The sequence below is a fragment of the Stenotrophomonas sp. Steno-C17 genome, assembly GCF_056393165.1.
In genome coordinates this window covers 1-25,123 of the sequence record NZ_JBWJPD010000029.1, presented here as the reverse complement: position 1 = coordinate 25,123, position 25,123 = coordinate 1, and the positions used below count along the sequence as shown (strand labels likewise).

Below are 25,123 nucleotides of genomic sequence, written 5' to 3'. Positions count from 1 at the left end.
GAAACAACAAACCCCGCCGCAGCGGGGTTTGCATGCAAGGCCAGTATGGGCGGACGCCGATGAACACGACGTCAGCCCCTGCCACTACGGCATCAGCCGTTGGCCTTCAGCTTGGCCAGGCGCAGCCAGGTATCGACCACGGTGTCCGGGTTCAGCGACACCGACTCGATGCCTTCCTGCATCAGCCATTCGGCCAGATCCGGATGGTCGGACGGGCCCTGGCCGCAGATGCCGACGTACTTGCCCTTGGCGCGTGCCGACTTGATGGCCATCGACAGCAGCTTCTTCACCGCCGGGTTCCGCTCGTCGAACAGGTGCGCGACGATGGACGAATCGCGGTCCAGGCCCAGGGTGAGCTGGGTCAGGTCGTTGGAACCGATCGAGAAGCCGTCGAAGATTTCCAGGAACTCATCGGCCAGCAGTGCGTTGGACGGCACTTCGCACATCATGATGATCTTCAGGCCGTTTTCGCCCTGCTTCAGACCGTTCTGGGCCAGCACCTCGACCACCTTGCGGCCTTCCTCCAGGGTGCGCACGAACGGAATCATGACCCACAGGTTGTCCAGGCCCATTTCGTTGCGCACGCGCAGCACGGCCTGGCATTCCAGCGCGAAGGCGGCGGCAAAGCTCGGATCGACGTAACGGCTGGCGCCGCGGAAGCCGATCATCGGGTTCTCTTCGTGCGGCTCGTAGTTGCTGCCGCCGACCAGGTTGGCGTACTCGTTGGACTTGAAGTCCGACAGGCGCACGATCACCGGGTTCGGTGCGACCGAGGCGGTGAGGGTGGCGATGCCTTCGGCCAGGCGGTTCACGTAGAAGCTGACCGGATCACCGTAGCCGGCGATCTTCTCGTCGATCTTCTTCTTGGTGGCCGCATCCTGGCGGTCGTATTCCAGCAGCGCGTTCGGGTGGATGCCGATGTGGCTGGCGATGATCATTTCCAGACGGGCCAGGCCGATGCCGGCGTTCGGCAGCTGGCCGAAGTCGAAGGCACGTTCCGGGTTGGCCACGTTCATCATGATCTTCAGCGGCGCCGCCGGCATGTTGCCCAGGTCGGTGGTGGTGCGCTCGAACTTCAGCTGGCCTTCGTAGATGAAGCCGGTATCGCCTTCAGCGCAGCTGACGGTGACCGGCTGGCCATCTTCGATGACCTTGGTCGCGTTGCCCGAACCGACCACGGCCGGCACGCCCAGCTCGCGGGCGATGATGGCCGCGTGGCAGGTGCGGCCACCGCGGTTGGTGACGATGGCCGAGGCGCGCTTCATCACCGGTTCCCAGTCCGGGTCGGTCATGTCGGCGATCAGCACGTCGCCGGGCTGCACGCGGTTCATGTCGTCCAGGGTCTTGACCACGCGGGCCACGCCCGAGCCGATCTTGGCACCGACGGCGCGACCTTCGGCCAGCACGTTGCCGCCCTTTTCGGTCAGCGCGAAGCGCTCGATCTGGGTGGCGTGGCTGCGCGACTTCACCGTTTCCGGGCGTGCCTGCACGATGAACAGCTTGCCGCTGACACCGTCCTTGGCCCACTCGATATCCATCGGGCGGCCGTAGTGCTTTTCGATCACCAGCGCCTGCTTGGACAGTTCCTGCACGTCTTCGTCGCTGATGGAGAAGGTGCTGCGCAGTTCGGCCGGGGTGTCCTCGATCTTGACGCGCTCACCGGGCACGTCCGAATACACCATGCGGATCGCCTTGCTGCCCAGCGAGCGGCGCAGGATCGCCGGCTTGCCGGCCTGCAGAGTGGGCTTGTAGACGTAGAACTCGTCCGGGTTCACTGCGCCCTGCACGACCATTTCGCCCAGGCCGAACGAGGAGGTGACGAACACCACGTCGCGGAAGCCCGATTCGGTGTCCAGGGTGAACAGCACGCCGGAGGAGCCGACGCCCGAGCGCACCATCAGCTGCACGCCGGCAGACAGGAACACGTCTTCGTGCTTGAAGCCGTGGTGCACGCGGTAGGCGATGGCGCGGTCGTTGTACAGCGAAGCGAACACTTCCTTGACCTTGTGCACGACATCGTCGGCACCGGTGACGTTGAGGAAGGTTTCCTGCTGGCCGGCGAAGGAGGCATCGGGCAGATCTTCGGCGGTGGCCGAAGAGCGCACGGCCACGGCCACGTCGCCGCCGCCGTTGTCGGCGCTCAGCTTGGCGTAGGCACTGCGGATGTCCTGGTCCAGCTGCGGCTGCAGCGGCGCATCGATCACCCAGCTGCGGATTTCCTTGCCGGCTGCGGTCAGCGCGGTCACGTCTTCGACGTCCAGCGTGGCCAGCTTGTCGAAGATGCGCTTGGACAGGTCGTTGTGCGCGATGAAGTCCTTGAAGGCTTCAGACGTGGTGGCATAACCACCGGGGACGGAGACGCCCAGACCGGCCAGGTTGCCGATCATCTCGCCCAGCGAGGAATTCTTGCCGCCCACGCGGGCCAGATCGGCCAGACGCAGTTCGTGCAACCACAGGATGTTCTCGTTCAAGCGCGATGCTCCGTTTGGCCATCGCCCGAGGCGGGCTGAGTGGCCGCGTCCGTAGGAAGAAGCCGATATGATGCCGGGCATACCACCGCCGGCACAAGCTTGTGCTGGCGGCCTTTTTAGGCTTCGTATGGGGTAAAAGCGCGCATGTCGACCATCCGACCGGTGTTCTACGTTTCCGATGGAACCGGTATCACCGCTGAAACCATTGGGCATAGCCTCCTCACCCAGTTCACCGGGTTCAGCTTCATTACCGACCGCATGTCGTTTGTCGATGACCCCGAAAAAGCGCGTGAAGCCTGTTCCCGGATCCAGGCGGCAGGGGAGCGGTACCAGGTCCGGCCCATCGTGGTGAACAGCTGCGTGGACCAGAGCCTGAGCCTGATCCTGGCCGAAAGCGGGGCGCTGATGCTGGATGTGTTCGCCCCGTTCATCGAGCCGCTGGAGCGGGAGCTGGCCAGCCCGCGCCTGGCCCGGGTGGGCCAGGCCCACGGCATGGTCGATTTCGATACCTACCACCGCCGCATCAATGCGATGAACTTCGCCTTGACCCACGATGACGGGATCGCGGTGAACTACGACGATGCCGACGTGATCCTGGTGGCGGTGTCGCGGGCGGGCAAGACCCCCACCTGCATCTACCTGGCCCTGCATTACGGGGTGCGCGCGGCCAATTACCCGCTGACCGACGAGGACCTGGAAAGCGACCGCCTGCCGCCGCGCCTGCGCAACTACCGGCGCAAGCTGTTCGGCCTGACCATCGACCCGGACCGCCTGCAGCAGATCCGCCAGGAGCGCCGGCCCAATTCGCGCTATGCCAACCTGGACACCTGCAAGCGCGAGGTGGCCGCGGCCGAGGTGATGTTCCAGATGGAGCGGATCCCGACCCTGAGCACCACCCATACCTCGATCGAGGAGATTTCCAGCAAGGTGCTGGCCACGCTGGGGCTGCAGCGCGAGCTGTATTGACCGGTGCGGCCCGCCGGGCCCGGCGCTGCCAGGGGTTGGCCTTCGCTGGTCAGCCCCCACGTTGTATGGCCAACGTGTAGGATCGACCCATGGCCCACGCCTCGCCCCGAACCGAACGCATTCCCCGCCTCAGCCGGCTGAGCTGGCTGATGGGCCTCTACGCCGAGAATTACCGGCATCTGGTGCGCCTGTTCGCGCCGGCCGAGCTGACCGCCGGCAGCTATGTGTCCTCGGTCGGTGACGGCCTGGACGTGCGCCTGGACGTGATCGAATGCCACCGCTACACGGTGGAACTGCGCCTGACCTACGACCTGGCCGACCCGGTGACCGGCGAGCCGGACCCCTCGGCGTACGTGCGCCTGTACCGGGACGCCCGCCAGGCCGAGACCACCCACTGCTACGTGGGCCGCCGCTGGCAGGACACCATGGGGCTGTACCCGCCGCCGGCCGAGCTGATCAACCACCGCATGCGCATGAACACCTTCCTGGGCAAGTGGCTGGAATACCTGGCCGAGCGCGGCCATGGCGTGGCCACCCTGCGCCGCGACCCCGATGGCCCGGCAGCGGTTTCGGCCGAACGCCGCCTGTCGCTGGTGCGCTGATCGGCCATAATCGTGGGCTGACCCGCCGCCGGATCCGCCCCATGCCGTACACCCCGATCGTCGCCACCCTGGGCTATGTGCTGTCGCCCGACCGCCGCCAGGTGCTGATGATCCACCGCAATACCCGGCCCGGTGACCATCACCTGGGCAAGTACAACGGCCTGGGGGGCAAGGTCGAACCCACCGAGGACGTGGCCGCCGGCATGCGCCGGGAGATTGCCGAAGAAGCCGGCATCGACTGCACCGCCATGCGCCTGCGCGGCACCATCAGCTGGCCGGGGTTCGGCAGGCACGGCGAGGACTGGTTCGGTTTCGTGTTCGTGATCGACAGCTTCGAGGGCACCCCGCACGGGGGCAACCACGAAGGCACCCTGGAATGGGTGGACGTGGACAAGCTGGACGCGCTGCCCATGTGGGAAGGCGATCGCAACTTCCTGCCGCTGGTGTTCGATGCCGACCCGCGGCCGTTCCACGGGGTGATGCCGTACCGCGACGGACGCATGCAGAGCTGGTCGTTCAGCCGGTTGTGAGTCCGCCCGGCACGGCCCGGCACGGCCCGGTGCGGGCGGTTCAGCGCCGCTGCGCCAGCAGCAGATGGAAACACTTGTCGCGGGTCTGCCCATCGTTGCCGGCCGCCGTCTCGCGGTGCGCGCGCCAGCCGCACACACTGAAGCCGGCCACGCGCAGGGCCAGCTCCACCGCGTCCAGCTCGTGCAGCTGGAAGTCGTCGCTGAAGGGCAGGCTGCGCATGAAGGTGGCATCGCCGAAGGCCAGGCACAGGCGGCCGCCACGGCGCAGCACGCGGGCGATCTCGGTCAGCACCGGCGCCAGGTCCGGCCAGAAGTACAGCGTGTTGACCGCCAGCGCCGCATCGATGGAGGCATCGGCCACCGGCAGGGCGTGGGCATCGCCGGGGCGCAGCGCGGCGCGGCCGGCCAGCCCCGCCGAGGCAAGGCGCTGGTTGCCGGCCTCGACCATGGCCGTGGACAGTTCAATGCCCAGGTACTGGCTGCCGTCGGCCTGCAGCAGCAACGGTGCGAAGGCCGCATTGCCGGGTCCGATTTCCAGCACCCGTTCGTGCGCGGTGACCGCCAGCAGCGCAATGGCCGCCTGGTTCAGCGCCGCGTTGCTGCGGTTCATCGATTCGCCCACGGCCAGCGCGGCTTCGCCATGGGGCTGCCGCAACTGCGCGGCCAGCGTACGTGCATCCAGCATCGACATCGTCCAGGAACAAAGGGTTCGGACGTGGCGGCGGCGGGTCCGCCGTTGACCATAGCGGGGCGGGGCGGGATTGGGAAGTAGGAAAACCCCGCAGCGTGGTGATGAGAAAATAGCCAGCGTCGCAGCCCCTGCGACCGGGTTGTCCACAGGGGGTGTGGATTACGCGTGGGCAACTTTGTGGATAAGCCGTGGCAGGCGCCACCCCCCTAGGCTGTCAAGATGGGTGGCGAAAAATTCACCGCAGGTGAGCAGTCGTGAGGCTCGGGTGAAGGCCGGTCATCGCCGCGCTGTTGTCCGCGCCGGTGGTCGCGGTACCCTGTGGTCCTTGATGCCCCGTGAGATTCCATGAAACGTCATTTCTCGATGCTGCGCGAATTCCAGCTGGCCGATTGGTTCACCCTGGCCAATGCGTTCTGCGGCACCGGCGCGGTGTTTGCCGCGATGCGCTTCCTGCAGGACGGTGAGCGCGGCTACCTGTTGTTTGGCATGGCGCTGATCCCGCTGGCCTTCATCTTCGACGCGCTGGACGGGCGCATCGCGCGCTGGCGCAAATCCAGCTCCACCCTGGGCCGCGAGCTGGATTCGCTGTCCGATGTGATCTCCTTCGGCGTGGCACCGGCGGCGCTGGCCTATGCCTGCGGCATGCAGGGCGGCTGGGACTGGCTGGTCCTGAGCTATTTCGTCTGCTGCGGCGTCAGCCGCCTGGCCCGCTACAACGTGACCGCCGAGGCCCTGGCCGGGGACGAGGGCAAGGTCAAGTACTTCGAGGGCACGCCCATTCCCACCAGCCTGGCACTGGTGATCGTGCTGGCCATCGCCGCCGGCACCGATGCCATCGGTCGTGACATCTGGTTCGGGCAGTGGCAGATCGGCCCGTGGCAGCTGCACCCGATGGTGCTGTTGTTCGCGTTGTCCGGTTCGCTGATGATCAGCAAGACCCTGCGCATTCCCAAGCCCTGATGCAGCCCCGCGGAGGCGCACGATGACCAGCTCGGCCCACGACGCCGGCAGCAGCGATTTCGAAGCCCTGGCCCGGCAGTACTTTGGTGCCTGGGGCGATGCCCTGCGCCACGCCGGCGCACCGGGTACACCGGCCGGCGATGACCCGGCCAGCTGGCAGCGCCTGTTCGACTGGTGGGGGCAGCTGTTGCCCGAACAGGGGCAGGGTGCGCCGGAAGACGCGCTGCGCCGCTTCCGCGAACAGGCCGGCAGCTGGTACGGCACCATGCAGGAAGTGGCCGCGCGCTTTGCCGGTCGTGACGCCAGCAGTGCCGATGTGGCCCAGGCCTGGCGCGAGGCGGTGAACGGGCAGGGCGAGGGCATGCTGCAGTGGATGCTGCAGGGCGCGCGCGGCAGCACCCAAGCCGGCGCATCGGTGCCCGAGTTCGCCGCCTGGCTGCAGCAATGGCAGCTGCAGGCAGGCCCGTGGCTGCAGAGCCCGGCCTTCGGCCCCGGCCGCGAGCACCAGGCGCGCTGGCAGTCGCTGCTGCGTGCGCAGGAGGAATACCAGCAGCACTCGCGTGCCTATGTGGAGCAGATCAAGCAGGCGCTGGAAGAAGCCTTCACCCTGTTCGAGCAGCGCCTGGCCGAGCACGAACAGCCCGGCAGCCAGCTGACCAGTGCGCGGGCGATGTTCGACCTGTGGATCGAGGTGGCCGAAGAGGCGTATGCCAAGGTCGCCCTGTCCGAGCCGTTCCAGCAGGTGTATGCGTCGCTGGGCAACGCGCAGATGCGCCTGCGCGCGGGCCTGCAACGCGAGGTGGAACAGATGAGTGAACGCATCGGCCTGCCGACGCGCAGTGAGATGGACGCCGCCCACCGCCGCATTGCCGAGCTGGAGCGCAGCCTGCGCCGCCTGCAGGCGCAGGTGGCCGTGCTGGCCGGAACGGCAGCCGTTGACCCGGTGGCACAGCCGGCCGCGGCCAAGGTGAAGCCGGCGCCGCGCAAGGCGGCTAAGAAGGCAGCGCCGGTGAAGAAGGCGGCGGCAAAGACGGCACCTGCAAAGAAGGCACCGGTCAAGAAGGCAGCTGCCAAAAAGACCACCGCGCGCGCTGCGACGAAAGGACGTGCGCGATGAAAGGGCCGCTGGGCTTCAATGCCGACGACCTGATGCAGGAAACCCTGGCCATGCAGCGCAAGCTGATGGAAGGGCTGAAGCTGCTGCCGCAGGTGGAGGATGTGGACTACGGTGCCACCGCCCGCGAGGAAGTCTGGCGCGATGGCAAGGTGGTGCTGTACCGCTTCGTTGGCGACCCGGCGCCGACCCGGCGGCGGCCCCTGCTGATCGTCTATGCGCTGGTGAACCGACCCTACATGGTCGACCTGCAGGCCGACCGATCGCTGGTGCAGAAGCTGCTGGCACTGGGCCAGGATGTCTACGTGCTGGACTGGGGCTACCCGGACCGCTCCGAGCGATTCCAGACGCTGGAGGACTACCTGCTGCGCTACATCGACGGCGCCGTGGATGCGCTGCGTGCGCGCAGCGGTGAGCCGGTCGACATGCTGGGCATCTGCCAGGGCGGCGTGTTTGCCCTGTGCTACGCCGCGCTGCGCCGGCAGAAGCTGGCCAGCCTGATCACCATGGTCACCCCGGTCGATTTCCATACTGCCGACAACATGCTGTCGCACTGGGCGCGGCAGGTCGATGTGGACCTGCTGGTCGATACGCTGGGCAACATCCCGGCCGACCTGATGAACGCCAGCTACCTGATGCTCAAGCCGTTCCGTCTGAACGTGCAGAAGTACGTGGGCCTGCTCGACATCCTGGATGACAAGGCGGCGCTGGAAGACTTCCTGCGCATGGAAAAATGGATCTTCGATTCGCCCGACCTGGCCGGTGAGGCATTCCGTGACTTCATCAAGCAGTTCTACCAGGGCAACGGGCTGGTGAACGGCACCGTGCGCATCGGCGAAGAGGCGGTGGATCTGTCGCAAGTAACGCTGCCGGTGCTGAACATCTACGCCGAGCAGGACCATCTGGTGCCACCCGATGCCTCGCGCGCGATGCGCGGGCGCCTGGGCACGCAGGACTACACCGAGTCCAGTTTCCGCGGCGGCCACATCGGCATCTACGTGTCCGGCCGCGCCCAGCGCGAAGTCCCGACCACCATCGACAGCTGGCTGAACGCCCACGACCGGTAGAGTCGAGCTTGCTCGACTGCCCTTTGCGCCTACCCGGAGGCCCTGATGTTCCGACGAATGCCCCTGATTCTTGCCGCACTGCTGGCGGCGCCGTTCGCCCATGCCGCCCCCGGCCCCCAGGCCCAACGCGAGATCGCCCAGCTGATCGGCAGCCTGGACGGCTCGACCTGCCAGTTCCAGCGCAACGGCAGCTGGCATGACGCCGCCGCCGCCCGCGCGCACCTGCAGCGCAAGTACGACTACCTGCTGAAGAAGAAGCTGGTCGATACCCCCGAACAGTTCATTGAACGGGCCGCCAGCCAGAGCAGCATGAGCGGCAAGCCGTACCGGATCCGCTGCCCGGGCCAGCCGGAACAGACCGCCGCCGCATGGTTCGGCGCCCGCCTGCAGGCCCTGCGCCAACGCACGCCGTAGACAAGGGGCGGTGTAGAGTCGAGCCAAGCTCGACCGCCTTTTCCGTAACCTGGGAGAACCGCCATGAACACCACGCCGAAAACGCTGTCGCGTTCATTGAACGACCGCATGATCGCTGGCGTGATGGGCGGCATCGCCCACCGCTTCGGCTGGAGCGCGACGCTGCTGCGGGTCGTCTATGTGCTGGTATCGCTGGCGTCGGCCGCGTTCCCCGGCATTCTGGTCTACCTGATCCTGTGGCTGCTGATTCCCAACGAGGCCGATTGAACGCCGCCGCCCGGCCCTGGCCGCTCTGGCTGCGCGCGCTGCAGATGCTGGGCGCGGCCTGGACGCTGCCCAATACGTTGATCGGTCTGATCGGTGGGCTGGCCGGTCTGCTGGGCGGGGCACGGCTGCGCTGGAGTAGCCGCGACTGCGCGCTGGTGTTCGATCACTGGCCGTGGGGACCGGGTGGGGCGATCACCCTGGGCAATGTGATCCTGCATACCGGCCACGATCTGGGTATGTGCTGCCGCACTTATGCCCATCAGGCGGGGTGGGGGGTGGAACCGCTGATCCGACTGGATGACCACGAGCGGGCGCACGTGTACCAGTACCTGGTGCTGGGGCCGCTGTATCTGCCGGTGTACCTGCTGTGCGGGGGCGTGAGTGCACGCAACCCGTTCGAGCGCGCGGCGGACCACTACGCCCGGTTCGGGCACGGCTGGTGGCCGTAGAGTCGAGCTTGCTCGACTGCTGGCACCGGCCCAGTCGAGCAAGCTCGACTCTACCCCGGTTGTTAGTTGGAAGTTAAGGATCCGTAAGCGTTCTGCTGTGATCGGGCCGTCATCTGCATGCAACCGATCGTCATTAGCCTTCGTGACGTTCCAGTCAGCTTGGTCGCGGTAAGCTCTACCCCGATGAGCCCACAAGTACCGCTCATCGTGTGCAGTACGCAGTAGCTATTAGGAGGAAGACATCACATGGCGATTGTTCTTTATGTCGGTGGTAGCAAGGACGGCGAGAAGGGCGTGGTGCCCTACGGCTTCAGCAAATCCCGCGCCGACACCGCGCTGGGGCCGGAGTTCTACACGGAGCGGTTCATGGAACTGCAGGGCGTCGGCAAGGTCCGCTTGATGGCACTGGAAAGCATGCGTGACGAGATCGTCATGCAGCGCGCCGCCCGCCATTACCGCTGACCTTCGCAGCATGCGGCAGGGTGCGCCCACGTGCGCGCACCCGCGCCGGCATCCCAGCCGGGCCAGCACGGCCCCCTCTGCCAGGATGCCGGCGTCCCCACCCGGTGCTGCCGCCTGAACCCCGCTGCTGTCAACGCTTGTATGCCCGCGCCGGGCATGGCCAGAATGGGTCTTTCCCGTAACGCGGCCCAGACCGGAAGCAATGCACGACGCCAAGAACGCCCAGAGCGCGCTCGCCCAGCAGATCGCCCAGACCATCGCCGCCGAGATCGGTGCCCAGTCCGCCCAGGTTCGTGCCGCCGTCGGCCTGCTCGATGAAGGCGCCAGCGTTCCGTTCATCGCCCGCTACCGCAAGGAAGTGACCGGTGGCCTGGACGACACCCAGCTGCGCAACCTGGAAGTGCGCCTGACCTATCTGCGCGAGCTGGAAGACCGCCGTGCGGCGGTGCTGTCCAGCATCGATGAGCAGGGCAAGCTGAGCGACGCGCTGCGCAACGACATCCTGGCCGCCGACACCAAGAGCCGGCTGGAAGATCTTTACCTGCCGTACAAGCCCAAGCGCCGCACCCGCGCGCAGATTGCCCGTGAGGCGGGGCTGGAGCCGCTGGCCGATGGCTTGCTGGGCGACCCCACGCAGGACCCGCAGGCCTTCGCCGCTGGCTTCGTCGACAGCGACAAGGGCGTGGCGGACGCCAAGGCCGCGCTGGAAGGTGCCCGCGCGATCCTGATGGAGCGTTGGGGGGAGGATGCCGCACTGGTGGGCGAGCTGCGCACCTGGCTGGGCGACACCGGCGTGATCCGCGCGCGCGTGGCCGAGGGCAAGGAAACCGAGGGCGCCAAATACCGCGACTATTTCGAACATGCCGAAGCGCTGGCGAAGATTCCTTCGCACCGGCTGCTGGCGCTGTTCCGTGCGCGCCGCGAGGAGATCCTGTTCCTGGAACTGGACCCGGGCAGCGATGCCGAGGCCGGCCACCAGTACGCCGAAGGGCGGGTGGCACGCAAGGCCGGTATCGCCGACCAGGGCCGTGCCGCCGACCGCTGGCTGCTGGACGCCTGCCGCCTGACGTGGCGGGCGAAGCTGCACACCCACCTGCTGCTGGACCTGTTCAACCAGGCCCGCGAGAAGGCCGAGGCCGACGCCATCACGGTGTTCGGTGACAACCTGAAGGACCTGCTGCTGGCTGCCCCGGCGGGCCCGAAATCCGTGCTGGGCCTGGACCCGGGCATCCGCACCGGCTGCAAGATCGCCGTGGTCGATGCCACCGGCAAGCTGCTGGCCACCGAGACCATCTACCCGCACGAGCCGCGCCGGCAGTGGGATCAGTCGCTGCAGACGATCAAGCAGCTGTGCGCCAGGCACAACGTGGAACTGATTGCGATCGGCAACGGCACCGCCAGCCGCGAGACCGACAAACTGGCCGGTGAGGCGATCAAGGCCATCGGCAATGCGAAGCTGCAGAAGGTGGTGGTCAGCGAAGCTGGTGCCTCGGTGTATTCGGCCTCGGAATTTGCGGCAAAGGAATTCCCGGGCCTGGACGTGTCGTTGCGTGGCGCGGTGTCCATTGCCCGCCGCCTGCAGGACCCGCTGGCCGAACTGGTGAAGATCGAGCCCAAGGCGATCGGGGTGGGCCAGTACCAGCACGACGTGGACCAGTATCGGCTGGCGCGCGCGCTGGATGCCCGCGTGGAGGACTGCGTGAACGCGGTGGGCGTGTACGTGAACACCGCCTCGGCGGCGCTGCTGTCGCGCGTGTCGGGGCTGTCGTCCACGGTGGCCGAGAACATCGTGCGCCACCGCGACGACAACGGGCCGTTCAAGCGCCGCAAGGACCTGCTGAAGGTCGCGCGGCTGGGTGAGAAGACCTTCGAACAGTGCGCCGGCTTCCTGCGCATTGCCGACGGCGACCAGCCGCTGGACGCCTCGGCCGTGCACCCGGAAGCCTATCCGGTGGTCGAGCGCATCGTGGCCAGCACCGCGCGCCCGATCAAGGCGCTGATCGGTGATGGCAGCTTCCTGCGTGGGCTCAAGCCCGAGCAATTCACCGATGCGAGCTTCGGCGTACCGACCGTGCGCGACATCCTGAAAGAACTGGAAAAGCCGGGCCGCGACCCGCGCCCCGAATTCAAGGCCGCGCGTTTTGCCGAGGGCGTGGAAGATATCAAGGATCTGCGCGAGGGCATGGTGCTGGAAGGCGTGGTCAGCAACGTGGCTGCGTTCGGGGCGTTCGTCGATATCGGCGTGCACCAGGACGGCTTGGTGCACATTTCGGCGCTGTCGGACACCTTCGTGAAGGACCCGCGCGAGGTGGTCAAGGCCGGCGACATCGTGAAGGTGAAGGTGCTGGAGGTGGACGTGGCGCGCAAGCGCATCGCCCTGACCCGGCGCCTGGACGACACCCCCGGGCAGGCTACCAGCCGCCCCGGTGCGCGCGAGGAGCGCGGGAAGGGCACGCCCCCGCGCCGTGATGGCGGTGGCAACCGGGGCCCGAACCGCGGCCAGGGGCAGGGCGCGTCGCGCCCCGCAACCTCGTCGCCGCCGGCCAACAATGCCCTGGCCGAGGCCTTCGCCCGAGCCAAGCGCAGCTGAGCAACCACCCCCCGGCCACGAGCGTCGTGGCGGGGGGACTTGTCGGCCTTCCCCGGCGTGCGCACACTGGCGCCCATGGGGGGCCGCGGGCCGCCCTGCAGGGTGCCGGGGAGGGCCATGACGCCAGCACGACCCGCCAACGCGACCGCAGGCTGCAGCGCCGGGCTGCGGCTTTCCTGCGCTTGCCGTTCCGCACGGGGGCGTCGATGACCGGCCACGGCCATGACGCCAACGCGCTGCTGGAGCGGCGCCTGCAGGAACTGTCCGAAGAGCGCCGCCGGCTGGCGATGATCATCGAGGGCACCGCCGCCGGTACCTGGGAATGGAACGTGCAGACCGGGCAGATGCGGGTGAATGCTCGCTGGGCCGAGATCGTCGGCTATCGCCTGGATGAGCTGGAGCCGATCTGCCAGGAAACCTTCATTGCGCTGGTGCACCCGGACGACCTGGCCCATTCCGACGCCGCGCTGGAGGCGCACTTCCAGGGCCACAGCGACCATTACCGCTGCCTGCTGCGCATGCGCCACAAGAACGGCCAGTGGATCTGGATCCACGACCGCGGCCGCGTGTACGAATGGGACGGGCAGGGCCGCCCGCTGTGGATGGCCGGCGCGCATGCCGATGTGACCGAACTGCAGATGGCCCGCCAGGAAGCCGCCGACATGCGCCACCGGCTGCAGGCGGTGGTGGACGCTTCCGATGAAGTGGCGGTCATCGCCACCGATACCGAAGGGCTGATTACCCTGTTCAACACCGGTGCCGAACGCCTGCTGGGTTACGCCGCCAGTGACGTGGTTGGCAAGGCCAACCCCGGCGTGTTCCATGACCCGGACGAAATGCACGCCTATCTGGCCCCGCTGGCCGACGCCGACGGTCATCTGCCTTCGGTGTTCCAGGCCCTGACCGCGCAGGCGCAGGGGCAGACGTTCTCGCGGCAGTGGACCTTCGTGCGCAAGGACGGCCAGCGCCGCCAGGTGCGACTGTCCATCAGCCGCATGGATGGTGCCGACGGCGAGCGCATCGGCTACGTCGGCATGGCCATCGACATCACCGAAATCCTGCAGGCGCGTGCCGAAGCGCGCCTGGCCGCAGAAAAATTCGCCGGCGCGTTCACCTCCGCGGCGCTGGGCATGGCGCTGGTGTCGCTGGAAGGGCGCTGGCTGGATGTGAACGATGCGCTGTGCCGCATCCTCGGCTACCCGCGCGAAGAACTGCTGCAGGTCGACTTCCAGCGGCTGACCCACCCGGCCGACCTGCAGACCGACCTGCAGCTGGTGCAGGACCTGCTCAGTGGTCGGCGCAGCCATTACCACCTGGAAAAGCGTTACCTGGACCGGGACGGCAACACCATCTGGGCGCGCCTGTCGGTGTCGCTGGTGCGCAATGAGCGCGGCGAACCGCTGCATTTCGTGTCACAGATCCAGGACATCACCGGCCAGCGCAGCAGCGAACAGCGCCTGTTCGAAAGCGAGCAGCGCAGCCGCATCACCCTGGATGCGGTGGCCGACCTGGTGCTGAGCGTGACCCTGCAGGGCCGCATCGAATACGCCAATGCCGCCGCGGTGCGCATGCTGTCCGGTGATGGCGCGCTGACCCTGGCCGGGCACAACGTGAAGGATGTGCTGGCGCTGACCACCGAATACGCGCCGAACTCGGTGCTGGACGTGGCGGTGCTGCTGGACCCGGACAGCAATGCGGTGGACCTGCATGCCGACCTGCTGCTGCGGCTGGGCACGGCCACCGTGCCGGTGGACCTGACCCGCGCCTGGCTGCGCGACGATGAGGGGCACGTGCGCGGTGCGGTGTGGGTGCTGCGCGATGACACTCAGCAGCGTGCCCGCCAGCGCGAAGCCCGCCACCTGGCCGAGATGGACCCGCTGACCGAACTGAGCAACCGCCGCGGCTTCGAGGTGCACCTGCAGCAGGCGATCACCCATGTCGAGCGCACCGGCCAGGCCGCGTCGCTGATGTACATCGACCTGGACCGCTTCAAGCCGGTGAACGATACCTGGGGCCATCTGGCCGGCGATGCGGTGCTGTGGGCGGTGGCCAGCGTGCTGCGCCACGGCGTGCGCGATTCGGACGTGGTGGCCCGGCTGGGGGGCGACGAATTCGCGGTGATCCTGTCCGGGTGCGGCCCGCGCCGCGCCGCGCGCATTGCCGGCGAACTGCTGAACACCCTGGCCGCGCTGGCCATTCCCTGGGACAAGGCCGTGCTGCGCATCGGTGCCAGCATCGGCATTGCGCCGCTGGCACCGGGCATGGGCGTGGACCAGGCAGTGGCCGCCGCCGATGCGCAGTGCTACCGGGCCAAGGCACTGGGCCGCAACAACGTGCAGGTGCAGGGCCTGACCGCCGATCTGCCGCCCGAAGACGGTGACGGCGGCTGAACCGGCCCGTACCAGAGGCCCGCATGAAGGATGTTTCATTTGCCCGCCCGGGTCGATTTGGCGAGCATGGGCGGGTCTGAGCACCCCATCGGCCCCATGTCGCGCGTACTGACCATCGAAGACGATGCCATCACCGCCCAGGAAATCATGGCGGAGCTGGGCAGCCATGGCTTGCAGGTGGACTGGGTGGCCGATGGTCGCGAAGGTCTGGTGCGCGCGGCCAGCGGCGAGTACGACGCCATTACCCTGGACCGCATGCTGCCGGGGCTGGATGGGCTGGCGATCGTCACCACCCTGCGCCGCATCGGTATCAATACGCCGGTGCTGATGCTCAGTGCGCTGTCGGACGTGGATGAGCGGGTGCGCGGCCTGCGTGCTGGTGGCGATGACTACCTGACCAAGCCGTTTGCTTCCGATGAAATGGCTGCACGCGTGGAAGTGCTGCTGCGCCGCCGCCAGCAACCGGCCGGCAACGATACCGCGCTGCGCGTGGGCGACCTGCAGCTGGATCTGCTGGCGCGTACTGCACAGCGCGGTGGACGCACCCTCAGCCTGCTGCCGACCGAGTTCAAGCTGCTGGAATACCTGATGCGCAATGCGGGCCAGGTGCTGACCCGGATGATGCTGTTCGAGGAAGTGTGGGGCTACCACTTCGACCCCGGCACCAACCTGATCGACGTGCATATCGGCCGGCTGCGGCGCAAGCTCGACCTGCCCGGCGGCCCCTCCATGATCCGCACCGTGCGGGGTTCGGGGTATGTCCTCAGTGAAGCTGTCTGACGGCTGGCGCTCGTCCAGCAGCCGCTTGCTGGGGCTGTACAGCCTGTTGTTCGTGGCGTGGTGCAGCGTGCTGCTCGGTGTCCTGTACTGGCGGGTGTCGCACTACCTGGATGATCTGGCGCAGTCGGCACTTCTGCAGCGTGCGCATCTATTCGAACATTTCACCGGCGATGCGCTGTGCGAGGCGCTGCGCGAGAACCGCCGCTACGACGTGCACGGCATCGATGCCTATGGGGTGTTCAGTGCAACGGGCACGCCGTTGGCCGGCCCACTGAAGGCTCTGCCCGCGCAGTTGCCGCTGGATGGCCAGGTGCACCGGGTCAGTGGCTTGCCCCTGTCCGACCCGACCGCGGCGGGCAAGCGCGGCTTCGGCCTGGCCATGCCGACCCGCGATGCACGCGTGCTGGTGCTGGTGCGCTACAGCGGGCCACTGAATGAAGTGAACCATCTGATCCTGGACGCGCTGCTTTGGGGAGTGTCGTTGACCCTGCTGCCCGGCCTGCTGGGCTGGCATCTGCTGCGGCGGCGCCCGCTGCGGCGCATCCAGGCGATCGAACAGGCCACCGCGCGCATCGTTGCCGGCGACCTGGGGCAGCGCCTGCCGGTGGCCGATCGCCGTGACGAACTGGACATGCTGGCGGCGATCGTCAACGCCATGCTGGACCGGATCGAGCAGTTGATGACCGAAGTAAAAGGGGTCTGCGACAACATTGCGCACGACCTGCGCACGCCACTGACCCGCATGCGCGCGCAGTTGTATCGGCTGCGCCAGCAGCTGGACGAGGGCGATGCGCAGGCCGTGGCACTGGACCAGGTGCTGGATGAAACCGATACGCTGATGGCGCGCTTCCGCGCGCTGCTGCGCATTTCCGAACTGGAAGACCACCAGCGCCGGTCCGGCTTCGTGGAGCTGGCGCCGGAGGCCCTGCTGCAGGAAATCCACGCGTTCTACGCACCGTTGGCCGAGGAGAAGGGGCAGTGGCTGCAGCTTGAACTGGCAGCAGACCTTCCCAGCGTGGTGGGTGATCGCGGGCTGCTGTTCGAAGCCATCGGCAACCTGCTGGACAACGCGATCCGGTTTGCGCCGGAGGGCGGGCGGGTGCAGTTGCTGGCGCGCGACGAGGCGGGGGCCACCTGCATCGTGGTGGAGGATTCCGGTCCGGGCATTGCCGAGGCCGAGCGGGAGCTGGTGTTCCAGCGTTTCCATCGCAGCGAGGCCAGCCAGGGCGGTGGCTTCGGTCTGGGGCTGTCGATCGTGGCGGCCATCGCCGGCCTGCATGGGTTCCGGCTGGGGGTAGGGCAGTCAACGCTGGGCGGTGCCCGCTTCAGCCTGCTGTGCCGACCGCAGGTGCTGTAGGGGGGGGTTTATGCAGGGCTTGCAGCCCTGCACCCGCTCAATGCAACGTCAACGTCAAAAGCTGGGTATCCGTGGGATGGCGGGGCGGTGTCGGAGTGCGGGGACGCCGCAAGTACGTCCGTGTAGGCTTGGCAGCCGCATCCATGCGGCTGACACCCCGCACTCCGACACCGCCCCGCCTCTGACAGATTCCCGCGATCTGCTGGAACGGCGCGGGGTCGGATCCCGTTGCTGTGCAACGGGCTCTGACCCCAGAAACAAATCGATATCTGACAGATTGTGTCGACCAAGGTCGACACCTACCAACAGCCGCGGGAAGCTGTCAGGGGCGGGGTTGTGTGGGTGGGCAGGACCGCAGGCGCCATGGATGGCGCCTACGAGCCCCCATGGACGGGTTTACGGCGTGTCCTGCCCACCCACACCGCCCCGCCATCCCACGGAATGCCGCTGTTGCTGTTGCTTCAGTCGAGCACGGCTCGACTCTACAGGGGTGCAGGGCGCAGCCCTGCCGAACACCCCTTTCATGAAATATGTTTCATGCGCGGCACAGCCTTGTTTTAGGCGCCAGCACGGATACTTCACGGCCTGCGCTGCCCGCGGTGGGCAGTGGCACTGCTGGAGAGCTGCATGCTCGGCTTGGTCAGGACCGCGCTCAACAAGCCTTACACCTTCGTGGTGATGGCTATTTTCATCTGCATCGTCGGGCCGCTCTGCGCGCTGCGAACCCCCACCGATGTGTTCCCCGATATCGGCATTCCCGTGGTCGCCGTGGTCTGGCAGTACACCGGCCTGTCGCCCGATGCGATGGCTGGGCGCGTGATCTCGCCTTATGAGCGCGTGCTCAGCACCACCGTCAACGACATCGAGCACATCGAATCGCAGTCGCTGGCCGGCATGGGCGTGGTCAAGGTGTTCTTCCAGCCCGGCGTGGATATCCGCACGGCCAATGCGCAGATCACCGCCATCTCGCAGACCATCGTCAAGCAGATGCCGGCCGGCATGACCCCGCCTTTGATCCTCAACTACAGCGCCTCCACCGTGCCGGTGCTGCAGATGGCGTTTTCCAGCCCGACGCTGGGTGAATCGCAGATCCGCGACCTGGCACAGAACAGCGTGCGTCCGCCGCTCACCTCCATCGCCGGCCTGGCCATTCCGGCTCCCTTCGGTGGCAAGCAGCGGCAGATCACCCTGGACCTGGACCCACAGTCGCTGGCCGCCAAGGGCCTGTCGGCGCAGGACGTGGGCAACGCACTGGCGGCGCAGAACCAGATCACCCCGGTGGGTACGGCCAAGCTGGGCAGCAACGAGTTCACCGTGCTGCTCAACAACAGTCCCACCGACATCCAGGCGCTGAATGATCTGCCGATCCGCACGGTGAACGGTGCGGTGGTGACCATCGGCCAGGTGGCGCACGTGCGCGACGGCTCACCGCCGCAGACCAACATCGTGCGGGTCAACGGCGGCCATTCGGTGTTGATGGCCGCCCTGAAGAACGGCGATGCATCCACGCTCACCCTGGTCAGCCGCATCCGCGACATGCTGCCGCAGATCAGTGAGACCCTGCCGCCGTCCCTGAAGATCTCGCTGCTGGGCGATGCGTCCACCTTCGTGCGCGAATCGATCGGCAGCGTGGCCCGCGAGGGCATCATTGCCGCGCTGCTGACCAGCGTGATGATCCTGGTGTTCCTGGGCAGCTGGCGCTCGACGGTGATCATCGCCGCGTCCATTCCGCTGGCGGTGCTGTCGGCCATCGCGCTGCTGTCGGTGTCGGGGCAGACGCTGAACGTGATGACCCTGGGCGGCCTGGCGCTGGCGGTGGGCATCCTGGTGGACGATGCGACGGTCACCATCGAGAACGTCAATTGGCACCTGGAGCAGGGCAAGGGCGTGCGCGAGGCGATCCTGGACGGCGCCGCGCAGATCGTCGGCCCCGCGTTCGTGTCGCTGCTGTGCATCTGCATCGTGTTCGTGCCGATGTTCCTGCTCGATGGCATCGCCGGCTACCTGTTCCGGCCGATGGCACTGGCGGTGATCTTCGCCATGGCCAGTTCGTTCGTACTGTCGCGCACGCTGGTGCCGACCATGGCGCTGTACCTGCTGAAGCCGCACCGGGTGGAAGGGGGCGTGGGTCACCATCCTGAGGATGCGTTCCTGAACCACCACGAGGGCGACCACCCGCAGCATCGCCGCGCGCGCCTCGCCGCCACGTTGGTGCGCTGGCAGCAGCGCTTCGAGGCCGGGTTCTCCGCCGTGCGCGACCGCTACCACGCGCTGCTGGGTCTCGCCCTGGGCAACCGTCGACGCTTCCTGGTTGGCTTCATGGCCTGTGTGCTGGTGTCCTTCGCGCTGCTGCCGACCCTGGGCCAGGACTTCTTCCCCGCCACCGAAGCCAGTGCGTTGTCGTTGCATGTGCGGCTGCCGCTGGGCACGCGCATCGAGGAAACCGCCGCAGCCTTCGACCGCATCGAAGCGCGCATCCGTCAGGTGGTGCCGCCGCACGAGATCGACGCCATCGTCGACAACCTGGGCCTGCCGATGACCGGCATTAACATGGCCTACAGCGCCAGCGGCACCATCGGGCCGCAGGACGGTGACATCCAGGTCTCGCTGAAGCCCGGCCACGGCGACGCCGCTCAGTATAAAAAGCGCCTGCGCGAAGTGCTGCCGTCGGCGTTCCCGGGCACCAGCTTCGCCTTCCTGCCGGCCGACACCAGCAGCCAGATCCTGAACTTTGGTTCGCCTGCGCCGCTGGATGTCCGCATCGCCGGGCCTGATGCAGCCGGCAACCGCGTGTATGCACAGGAATTGCAGCGGCGTCTGCGCCATGTCCCCGGCCTGGTTGACCTGCGCCTGCAGCAGCCCGATGGCTACCCGACCCTGAAGGTGGACGTGGACCGCCTGCGTGCCAATGGACTGGGCATTACCGAGCGCGATGTGACCAACAGCATGGTGGCCTCGCTGGCCGGTAGCGGGCAGGTGGCGCCCACGTTCTGGCTGAGCCCGAAGAACGGCATTTCCTACAGCGTTGTGGCCGCCACGCCGCAGTACCGCATGGACAGTCTGGCGGCGCTGCAGGCGCTGCCGGTGACCGGCAGTGGGGGTACGCCGCAGGTGCTGGGCGGCCTGGCCGATATCCAGCGCGGTTCCAGTTCGGCGGTGGTCAGCCACTACAACGTGCAACCCACGCTGGATCTGTACGCCAACGTGCAGGGCCGCGATCTGGGCGCCGTGGCGGCCGACGTGCAGCGCGTGATCGATGGCATGGCCAGCCAGCGCCCGCGCGGTACCCAGGTGGGCCTGCATGGCCAGATCGATGCGCTGCATGTGGCCTTCACCGGCCTGGGCTACGGCCTGTTGGCCGCGATCGTGCTGATCTACCTGCTGATCGTCATCAACTTCCAGTCCTGGATCGACCCGTTCGTGATCATCACCGCGCTGCCTGCCGGCCTGGCCGGGGTGGTGTGGATGTTGTTCCTGACCCACACCACCTTGTCGGTGCCCGCGCTGACCGGCGCGATCCTGTGCATGGGCGTGGCCACGGCCAATTCCATCCTGGTGGTCAGCTTCTGCCGCGAGCGCCTGGCCGAACATGGCGACGCGGTGAAGGCCGCGCTGGAAGCGGGCTTCACCCGCTTCCGCCCGGTGTGCATGACCGCGCTGGCGATGATCCTGGGCATGCTGCCGACTGCACTGTCCACCGAACAGAACGCGCCGCTGGGCCGCGCCGTGATCGGCGGCCTGCTGCTGGCGACCTGCGCCACCCTGTTGTTCGTGCCGGTGGTCTTCGCCCTGGCCCATTCCCGCAAATCCGCAACCGTCCCCGCCGGAGAGCCCCTGCATGTCTGATGCTTCCTTGCCGCAGGCGCCGATGCGCCGCCGTCTGATCCTTGGGGCTGCCATTGCCGTGGCCGTGGTGGCCGCCGGCCTGGCGCTGCGCGCGCAGCAGGCGCATGCCGTGGGCGAATGGACCGAGCAGCAGGCCGTACCGGCCGTGCAGGTGGTCACTGCCGGCGCGCAGGGCGAGGCCGGCAGCTTGACCCTGCCGGCCCACCTGGGGGCTTGGACTGAAGCGCCGATCCATGCCCGCGTGGGCGGCTACCTGAAATCCTGGAACGCCGATATCGGCCAGTCGGTGAAGGCCGGCCAGGTGTTGGCGGTGATTGACAGCCCGGAGCTGGACCAGCAGATCGCGCAGGCACATGCGCACCTGCTGCAGGCGCAGGCTGACGCGGCGCTGGCCAAGGTCAGCGCCGAGCGCTGGCAGGGCATGCTCGGCAGCCACTCGGTGTCGCGCCAGGAGGCCGATGAGAAGCAGGCCAACGCGGTGGCCGCGCAGGCCAGCGTGGAGGCGGCGCAGGCCGATTATGCGCGGCTGCAGGAACTGGGGCGCTACCGCACGCTGCGCGCGCCCTTCGACGGCACGGTCACCGCGCGCCTGACCGACGTCGGGCAGTTGATCCGCGCCGATGACAGCGGGCGCGAGCTGTTCAACATTGCCGATACCCGCCGCCTGCGGCTGATGGTGCCGGTGCCGCAGAACAGCGCGGGCAGCATCCAGCCTGGATTGCAGGCCACGCTGCAGGTGCCCGGCCACCCCGGTCGTCATTTCACCGCCACGCTGCAGGGCGATTCCAGCGCGATCGACCGCAGCTCCGGCACGCTGCTGGCCCAGTTCGTGGTGGACAACGCCGACGGGGCATTGCTGCCGGGCAGTTATGCCGAAGTGACCCTGCCGTTGCAGGCCGGTGGCGAGGGCGTGAGCGTGCCGGCCGAAGTGCTGATCTTCCGCGCCAAGGGTACCCAGGTGGCCGTGGTGGATGGCAAGGACGTGGTGCATCTGCGCGACATCCATATCGCCAGTGACCTGGGCAGCACGCTGCGCATCGACCATGGCCTGGACGCGGGCGACCGGGTGATTGCGAACCCACCCGACGCCCTGCGCGAGGGCGACCATGTGCGTGTCGTGGCCGCGGCAAAGGAGCCTGCGCATGCGCGCGGTTGAAGCGGGCGCGGTTACCGCCCTGATGCTGGCACTGGCCGGTTGTTCGCTGGCGCCCACCTATCGGGTGCCTGCGGTCGAGGTGCCTGTGGCGTACGAACAGCCGACCGCGGCAGCGCCGCAGGCGGCACTGACCCGGGACTGGTGGCGGCTGTTCAACGACCCGGTGCTGGACCAGCTGCAGGCGCGGTTGCGCGCCGCCAATCCAAACCTGGCGCTGGCCGTGGCGCACTACGATGCGGCGCGTGCCGCCGCGGGCGAGACGGCTTCGGCGCGTGCCCCCCAGGTGGGCTTCAGCACCGGCCCGATGCGCCAGCGGCAGTCAGATGACAAGCCGCTGCGCAGCGCGACCCAGCCGGCGGTCTATGACAGCAACGCGGCGACGTTCTCGCTGTCCTTCGATCTGGATCTGTGGGGCCGGCTGCGCAACGCGGCGGCTGCCGGGCATGCGCGCGCCGAGGCCAGTGCCGATGACCTCGCTGCTGCACGGCTGAGCCTGTCCCAGCAGTTGACCGCCACCTACCTGCAGCTGCGCAACACCGAGGCGCAGCAGGCGATCCTGCGCGACAGCATCGACGACTACCAGCAAGCCCTGCGCCTGACCCAGGATCGTTTCGCCGGCGAGATCGCCTCGGAACTGGATGTGGCGCGGGCGCGGCACCAGCTGGCCAGCGCGCAGGCGGACCTGGATGCGCTGGATGCGCGCCAGGCAGTGTTGCGGCACGCAGTGGCCGAACTGGTGGGCGCGCCGGCCAGCGGCTTTGATGTGCAACCCGTAGCGCAGGCACCCACGCTGCCGCCGGTGCCGGCGGATCTGCCGAGCGCCCTGCTGCAGCAGCGGCCGGATATCGCCGCTGCCGAGCGGCGGGTGTTCGCGGCGAACGCGGGCATCGGTGTGGCGCGCGCGGCGTGGTTCCCGCAGCTGAGCCTGACCGGCCTGTTCGGTGGCCAGACCTCGGGCAGCGGCGCGCTGCTGGACGCGGGTAACCGCTACTGGGCGCTGGGCCCGCTGGCGGCGTTGCCAGTGTTCGATGGCGGCCGCCGCAAGGCAGCCAAGGCCGAGGCGTATGCCGAGTTCGATGCCGCGTCGGCGCAATACCGGGCGACCGTGCTGGCGGCGATCCGGCAGGTGGAAGATCAACTGGTGCAGTTGAACCGGCTGGCGGACCAGCGTGGCCACGAAGAAGAAGCCGTGCAGGCCGCGCGCCGCACCGAGCAGATTGCCCGCGATCGCTACGCCGGTGGCGCTGTCAGCTATCTGGACGTGGTGACCGCGCAGACCGATGCCCGCCAGGCGCAGTTGGGCCTGCAGGACATCCAGAGCCGCCAGCTGCAGGCCAGCGCCGCGCTGATGGCGGCACTGGGCGGGGGCTGGTCGGCGTCCGGGCAGAGTGACTGACGCGGTCTCAATCCGTGAGAGGGCGGGGCGGAACAATGCCGCCATCGCAGTTCTCACGGGAGTACGGCATGAACGCTTGGATCGGCAACATCATCGGCGCCTACGCGCCTGCTTTCATCGGCTGGGTGCTGGCGCTGGCCGGTGGGTTGCGGCTGGAACAGCTGCGCATCGACCCGCAGGCGCAGGCGCTGGTACCGGTGCTGCAATGGGGTGTGGTGAGCGCGCTGCTGGTCACGTTGGGCTGCATCGTGATCGCCAGCGCCACGCTGGCCCGGCGCAGCCGTTCGTAGCGTCGAGCTTGCTCGACGGTTTTTCCTAGGGACGTCGAGCAAGCTCGACGCTACGGGGCGGGCGCTCAGCGCAGCAGCGGGGCGGTATCAACCAGCTGCACATCGTGCATCTGGTCCAGGTACGCCTCGTAATACCACTTGTGTGACGCGCCGACGATGGCCAGCATGCGCGTGCCCGGGTACTGGCCCAGCACGTCGCGGATGTTGCCGACCATGCGCAGGTTGCGGGTTTCCCAGTAGCCCAGGTAGTTGCGGCCAAAGCCCTGCGGCGAGGGTTCGACCAGCGTTGCACCGAAATCGCTGTCATAGACCAGCCTGGCGGTGGCCGGATCATTGTCGTTGCGGTAGATCGCCATCAGCCCGTCGGGCTTGGCAACGTCGGCGTACAGCCGATCATAGGTCGCCCGCCGTGTTGCCCCGGCGGAGGTGTTCCACGCCGTGCGGATCGCCTTGGCGTAGTCCTTCTGCAGCGGCTTCGGGGTGGGGGCATCGGCGGTGTGGTCATCCACCGACCACAGCCGTTCCAGTCCCAGGCGTGCGGCCAGTTCGGCGGCGAGCAGGCTCACCTCGTCCTTGCGCACCGCGCGGGCATCCAGATAGGCGGCCAGTTCCGCGGTCAGACTGTCGCCGGCGCGACGCTCCGACTTGGGCAGGCGCAGCCACTGCACGATGGCCGAGCCGCGCTCGCCCGCGGCCAGGAACACGGCCGCCAGGTGGCGGCGCTGCGCGGCGGTGGGTACCGCCGGCCATGCGGCGAGCAGCCGCTCCATTTCGGCATTGGCGGTGGGAACATCCATACCCGTGGCGGCTTCGGCCGCGGTGGTGTCGACGCAGTAGCTCTTGACGCTGTCGGCATAGCGGGCGGGATTGCGGCGCATGAAGTCGCACTGCAGGCCGGACACGTTTTCCACCGCGATCGCAGTCGGCTTCCACGCTTGCAGGCGCACCAGCAGTGGTTCCAGCTGCGCGGCCTCGAACGCTTCCGGCAGGCCCGACAGGTGCGGGCTGCCGAGCACCATCACTTCGTTCAAGCGCCCGGCGGGCGGACCCTTCAGTTCGCTGGGATGGAACGAGGGGCGGTAGCGGCCCTCGTCGGCCAAGGCCAATGGGCTGGCACTGCACAGTGACAACAGGACAAGACAGCGCAGGCGTCGGAACATGCAGTTTCCTTGAATGAAGGGGCTTCCCTGAGAGTGCACAGCCTGCCAGTGCCTGCAGGCCGGCAAATCTCCCGAAGGTCATGTAAACCTTCTGGCGCTGGAATGCATCGCAGGTGCAAGGCGCGCGCGCGGCAGAGCCGTTGTAGAGTCGAGCTTGCTCGACTT

The 25,123-nt window shown here is 67.7% G+C and carries 21 protein-coding genes; 18 read left to right on the top strand and 3 right to left on the bottom strand.

What is annotated here, in order from left to right; genetic code table 11:
* Positions 1-92: 92 nt before the first annotated feature.
* Positions 93-2,471, bottom strand: a complete 2,379-nt coding sequence (gene ppsA / locus AC06FA_RS19010; RefSeq protein WP_108749920.1) for a phosphoenolpyruvate synthase — start codon at positions 2,469-2,471, stop codon at positions 93-95.
* Positions 2,472-2,615: 144 nt separating this feature from the next.
* On the opposite strand from ppsA, the gene ppsR reads away from it, so the two are divergent.
* The 3 genes from ppsR to AC06FA_RS18995 all read left to right on the top strand — a co-directional run bounded on the left by ppsR (position 2,616) and on the right by AC06FA_RS18995 (position 4,569).
* Positions 2,616-3,437 carry a posphoenolpyruvate synthetase regulatory kinase/phosphorylase PpsR gene (gene ppsR, locus AC06FA_RS19005; RefSeq protein ID WP_478069640.1) on the top strand — a complete coding sequence of 274 codons (822 nt, stop codon included), beginning with the start codon at positions 2,616-2,618 and terminating at the stop codon, positions 3,435-3,437.
* 89 nt (positions 3,438-3,526) lie between these two features.
* Complete coding sequence (locus AC06FA_RS19000) at positions 3,527-4,039, top strand: DUF1249 domain-containing protein (protein WP_108749918.1); 513 nt, start codon at positions 3,527-3,529, stop codon at positions 4,037-4,039.
* Positions 4,040-4,080: 41 nt separating this feature from the next.
* Positions 4,081-4,569, top strand: a complete 489-nt coding sequence (locus AC06FA_RS18995) for an NUDIX hydrolase (RefSeq protein ID WP_478069639.1) — start codon at positions 4,081-4,083, stop codon at positions 4,567-4,569.
* A gap of 40 nt (positions 4,570-4,609) precedes the next feature.
* On the opposite strand, the gene AC06FA_RS18990 is transcribed toward AC06FA_RS18995, so the two are convergent.
* Complete coding sequence (locus AC06FA_RS18990; RefSeq protein ID WP_478069638.1) at positions 4,610-5,260, bottom strand: class I SAM-dependent methyltransferase; 651 nt, start codon at positions 5,258-5,260, stop codon at positions 4,610-4,612.
* 345 nt (positions 5,261-5,605) lie between these two features.
* Between AC06FA_RS18990 and AC06FA_RS18985 the strand changes: the two genes are divergently transcribed.
* The 15 genes from AC06FA_RS18985 to AC06FA_RS18915 all read left to right on the top strand — a co-directional run bounded on the left by AC06FA_RS18985 (position 5,606) and on the right by AC06FA_RS18915 (position 23,798).
* Entirely contained in the window at positions 5,606-6,220 is a 615-nt protein-coding gene (locus AC06FA_RS18985) for a CDP-alcohol phosphatidyltransferase family protein (RefSeq protein ID WP_108749915.1), read from the top strand.
* 22 nt (positions 6,221-6,242) lie between these two features.
* On the top strand, positions 6,243-7,337 hold the full coding sequence (gene phaE / locus AC06FA_RS18980) for a class III poly(R)-hydroxyalkanoic acid synthase subunit PhaE (protein WP_478069637.1): 1,095 nt from the start codon (positions 6,243-6,245) through the stop codon (positions 7,335-7,337).
* Positions 7,334-8,401 carry a class III poly(R)-hydroxyalkanoic acid synthase subunit PhaC gene (gene phaC / locus AC06FA_RS18975; protein WP_478069636.1) on the top strand — a complete coding sequence of 356 codons (1,068 nt, stop codon included), beginning with the start codon at positions 7,334-7,336 and terminating at the stop codon, positions 8,399-8,401. The genes phaE and phaC overlap by 4 nt, the downstream gene beginning before the upstream one ends.
* A gap of 45 nt (positions 8,402-8,446) precedes the next feature.
* On the top strand, positions 8,447-8,815 hold the full coding sequence (locus AC06FA_RS18970; RefSeq protein ID WP_478069635.1) for a YfeK family protein: 369 nt from the start codon (positions 8,447-8,449) through the stop codon (positions 8,813-8,815).
* A gap of 63 nt (positions 8,816-8,878) precedes the next feature.
* A complete protein-coding gene (locus AC06FA_RS18965) occupies positions 8,879-9,082 on the top strand; it encodes a PspC domain-containing protein (protein ID WP_478069634.1) in 204 nt (67 codons plus the stop codon).
* A 44-nt stretch (positions 9,083-9,126) separates the two neighbouring features.
* Positions 9,127-9,531 carry a hypothetical protein gene (locus AC06FA_RS18960; RefSeq protein WP_478069659.1) on the top strand — a complete coding sequence of 135 codons (405 nt, stop codon included), beginning with the start codon at positions 9,127-9,129 and terminating at the stop codon, positions 9,529-9,531.
* A gap of 246 nt (positions 9,532-9,777) precedes the next feature.
* Entirely contained in the window at positions 9,778-9,993 is a 216-nt protein-coding gene (locus tag AC06FA_RS18955; protein WP_006374014.1) for a hypothetical protein, read from the top strand.
* A gap of 202 nt (positions 9,994-10,195) precedes the next feature.
* Entirely contained in the window at positions 10,196-12,583 is a 2,388-nt protein-coding gene (locus AC06FA_RS18950) for a Tex family protein (RefSeq protein WP_478069633.1), read from the top strand.
* 206 nt (positions 12,584-12,789) lie between these two features.
* Positions 12,790-14,973 carry a PAS domain S-box protein gene (locus AC06FA_RS18945; RefSeq protein WP_478069632.1) on the top strand — a complete coding sequence of 728 codons (2,184 nt, stop codon included), beginning with the start codon at positions 12,790-12,792 and terminating at the stop codon, positions 14,971-14,973.
* 96 nt (positions 14,974-15,069) lie between these two features.
* Positions 15,070-15,753: a response regulator transcription factor gene (locus tag AC06FA_RS18940; RefSeq protein WP_478069631.1), complete on the top strand. Its 684-nt coding sequence runs from the start codon at positions 15,070-15,072 to the stop codon at positions 15,751-15,753.
* The gene (locus AC06FA_RS18935; protein ID WP_478069630.1) at positions 15,731-17,110 is read left to right on the top strand and encodes a sensor histidine kinase; all 1,380 of its coding nucleotides are present in this window, start codon (positions 15,731-15,733) and stop codon (positions 17,108-17,110) included. Before AC06FA_RS18940 ends, AC06FA_RS18935 begins: the two co-directional genes overlap by 23 nt.
* A gap of 627 nt (positions 17,111-17,737) precedes the next feature.
* Positions 17,738-20,956: an efflux RND transporter permease subunit gene (locus AC06FA_RS18930; protein ID WP_478069629.1), complete on the top strand. Its 3,219-nt coding sequence runs from the start codon at positions 17,738-17,740 to the stop codon at positions 20,954-20,956.
* Positions 20,949-22,112 (top strand): efflux RND transporter periplasmic adaptor subunit, encoded by a 1,164-nt coding sequence (locus AC06FA_RS18925; RefSeq protein WP_478069628.1) that lies wholly within the window; start codon positions 20,949-20,951, stop codon positions 22,110-22,112. The genes AC06FA_RS18930 and AC06FA_RS18925 overlap by 8 nt, the downstream gene beginning before the upstream one ends.
* Positions 22,099-23,508: an efflux transporter outer membrane subunit gene (locus tag AC06FA_RS18920; RefSeq protein WP_478069627.1), complete on the top strand. Its 1,410-nt coding sequence runs from the start codon at positions 22,099-22,101 to the stop codon at positions 23,506-23,508. The genes AC06FA_RS18925 and AC06FA_RS18920 overlap by 14 nt, the downstream gene beginning before the upstream one ends.
* Before the next feature lie 68 nt (positions 23,509-23,576).
* Complete coding sequence (locus tag AC06FA_RS18915; RefSeq protein WP_478069626.1) at positions 23,577-23,798, top strand: hypothetical protein; 222 nt, start codon at positions 23,577-23,579, stop codon at positions 23,796-23,798.
* Between the two features lie 65 nt (positions 23,799-23,863).
* On the opposite strand, the gene AC06FA_RS18910 is transcribed toward AC06FA_RS18915, so the two are convergent.
* Positions 23,864-24,958: a DUF5694 domain-containing protein gene (locus AC06FA_RS18910; RefSeq protein WP_478069625.1), complete on the bottom strand. Its 1,095-nt coding sequence runs from the start codon at positions 24,956-24,958 to the stop codon at positions 23,864-23,866.
* Positions 24,959-25,123: the final 165 nt, after the last annotated feature.

Coding starts and splice junctions, on each gene's coding strand:
- ppsR (WP_478069640.1), top strand. CDS start 2,616: ATGTCGACCATCCGACCGGTGTTCTACGTTTCCGATGGAACCGGTATC.
- AC06FA_RS19000 (WP_108749918.1), top strand. CDS start 3,527: ATGGCCCACGCCTCGCCCCGAACCGAACGCATTCCCCGCCTCAGCCGG.
- AC06FA_RS18995 (WP_478069639.1), top strand. CDS start 4,081: ATGCCGTACACCCCGATCGTCGCCACCCTGGGCTATGTGCTGTCGCCC.
- AC06FA_RS18990 (WP_478069638.1), bottom strand. CDS start 5,260: ATGTCGATGCTGGATGCACGTACGCTGGCCGCGCAGTTGCGGCAGCCC.
- AC06FA_RS18985 (WP_108749915.1), top strand. CDS start 5,606: ATGAAACGTCATTTCTCGATGCTGCGCGAATTCCAGCTGGCCGATTGG.
- phaE (WP_478069637.1), top strand. CDS start 6,243: ATGACCAGCTCGGCCCACGACGCCGGCAGCAGCGATTTCGAAGCCCTG.
- phaC (WP_478069636.1), top strand. CDS start 7,334: ATGAAAGGGCCGCTGGGCTTCAATGCCGACGACCTGATGCAGGAAACC.
- AC06FA_RS18970 (WP_478069635.1), top strand. CDS start 8,447: ATGTTCCGACGAATGCCCCTGATTCTTGCCGCACTGCTGGCGGCGCCG.
- AC06FA_RS18965 (WP_478069634.1), top strand. CDS start 8,879: ATGAACACCACGCCGAAAACGCTGTCGCGTTCATTGAACGACCGCATG.
- AC06FA_RS18960 (WP_478069659.1), top strand. CDS start 9,127: ATGCTGGGCGCGGCCTGGACGCTGCCCAATACGTTGATCGGTCTGATC.
- AC06FA_RS18955 (WP_006374014.1), top strand. CDS start 9,778: ATGGCGATTGTTCTTTATGTCGGTGGTAGCAAGGACGGCGAGAAGGGC.
- AC06FA_RS18950 (WP_478069633.1), top strand. CDS start 10,196: ATGCACGACGCCAAGAACGCCCAGAGCGCGCTCGCCCAGCAGATCGCC.
- AC06FA_RS18945 (WP_478069632.1), top strand. CDS start 12,790: ATGACCGGCCACGGCCATGACGCCAACGCGCTGCTGGAGCGGCGCCTG.
- AC06FA_RS18940 (WP_478069631.1), top strand. CDS start 15,070: ATGTCGCGCGTACTGACCATCGAAGACGATGCCATCACCGCCCAGGAA.
- AC06FA_RS18935 (WP_478069630.1), top strand. CDS start 15,731: ATGTCCTCAGTGAAGCTGTCTGACGGCTGGCGCTCGTCCAGCAGCCGC.
- AC06FA_RS18930 (WP_478069629.1), top strand. CDS start 17,738: ATGCTCGGCTTGGTCAGGACCGCGCTCAACAAGCCTTACACCTTCGTG.
- AC06FA_RS18925 (WP_478069628.1), top strand. CDS start 20,949: ATGTCTGATGCTTCCTTGCCGCAGGCGCCGATGCGCCGCCGTCTGATC.
- AC06FA_RS18920 (WP_478069627.1), top strand. CDS start 22,099: ATGCGCGCGGTTGAAGCGGGCGCGGTTACCGCCCTGATGCTGGCACTG.
- AC06FA_RS18915 (WP_478069626.1), top strand. CDS start 23,577: ATGAACGCTTGGATCGGCAACATCATCGGCGCCTACGCGCCTGCTTTC.
- AC06FA_RS18910 (WP_478069625.1), bottom strand. CDS start 24,958: ATGTTCCGACGCCTGCGCTGTCTTGTCCTGTTGTCACTGTGCAGTGCC.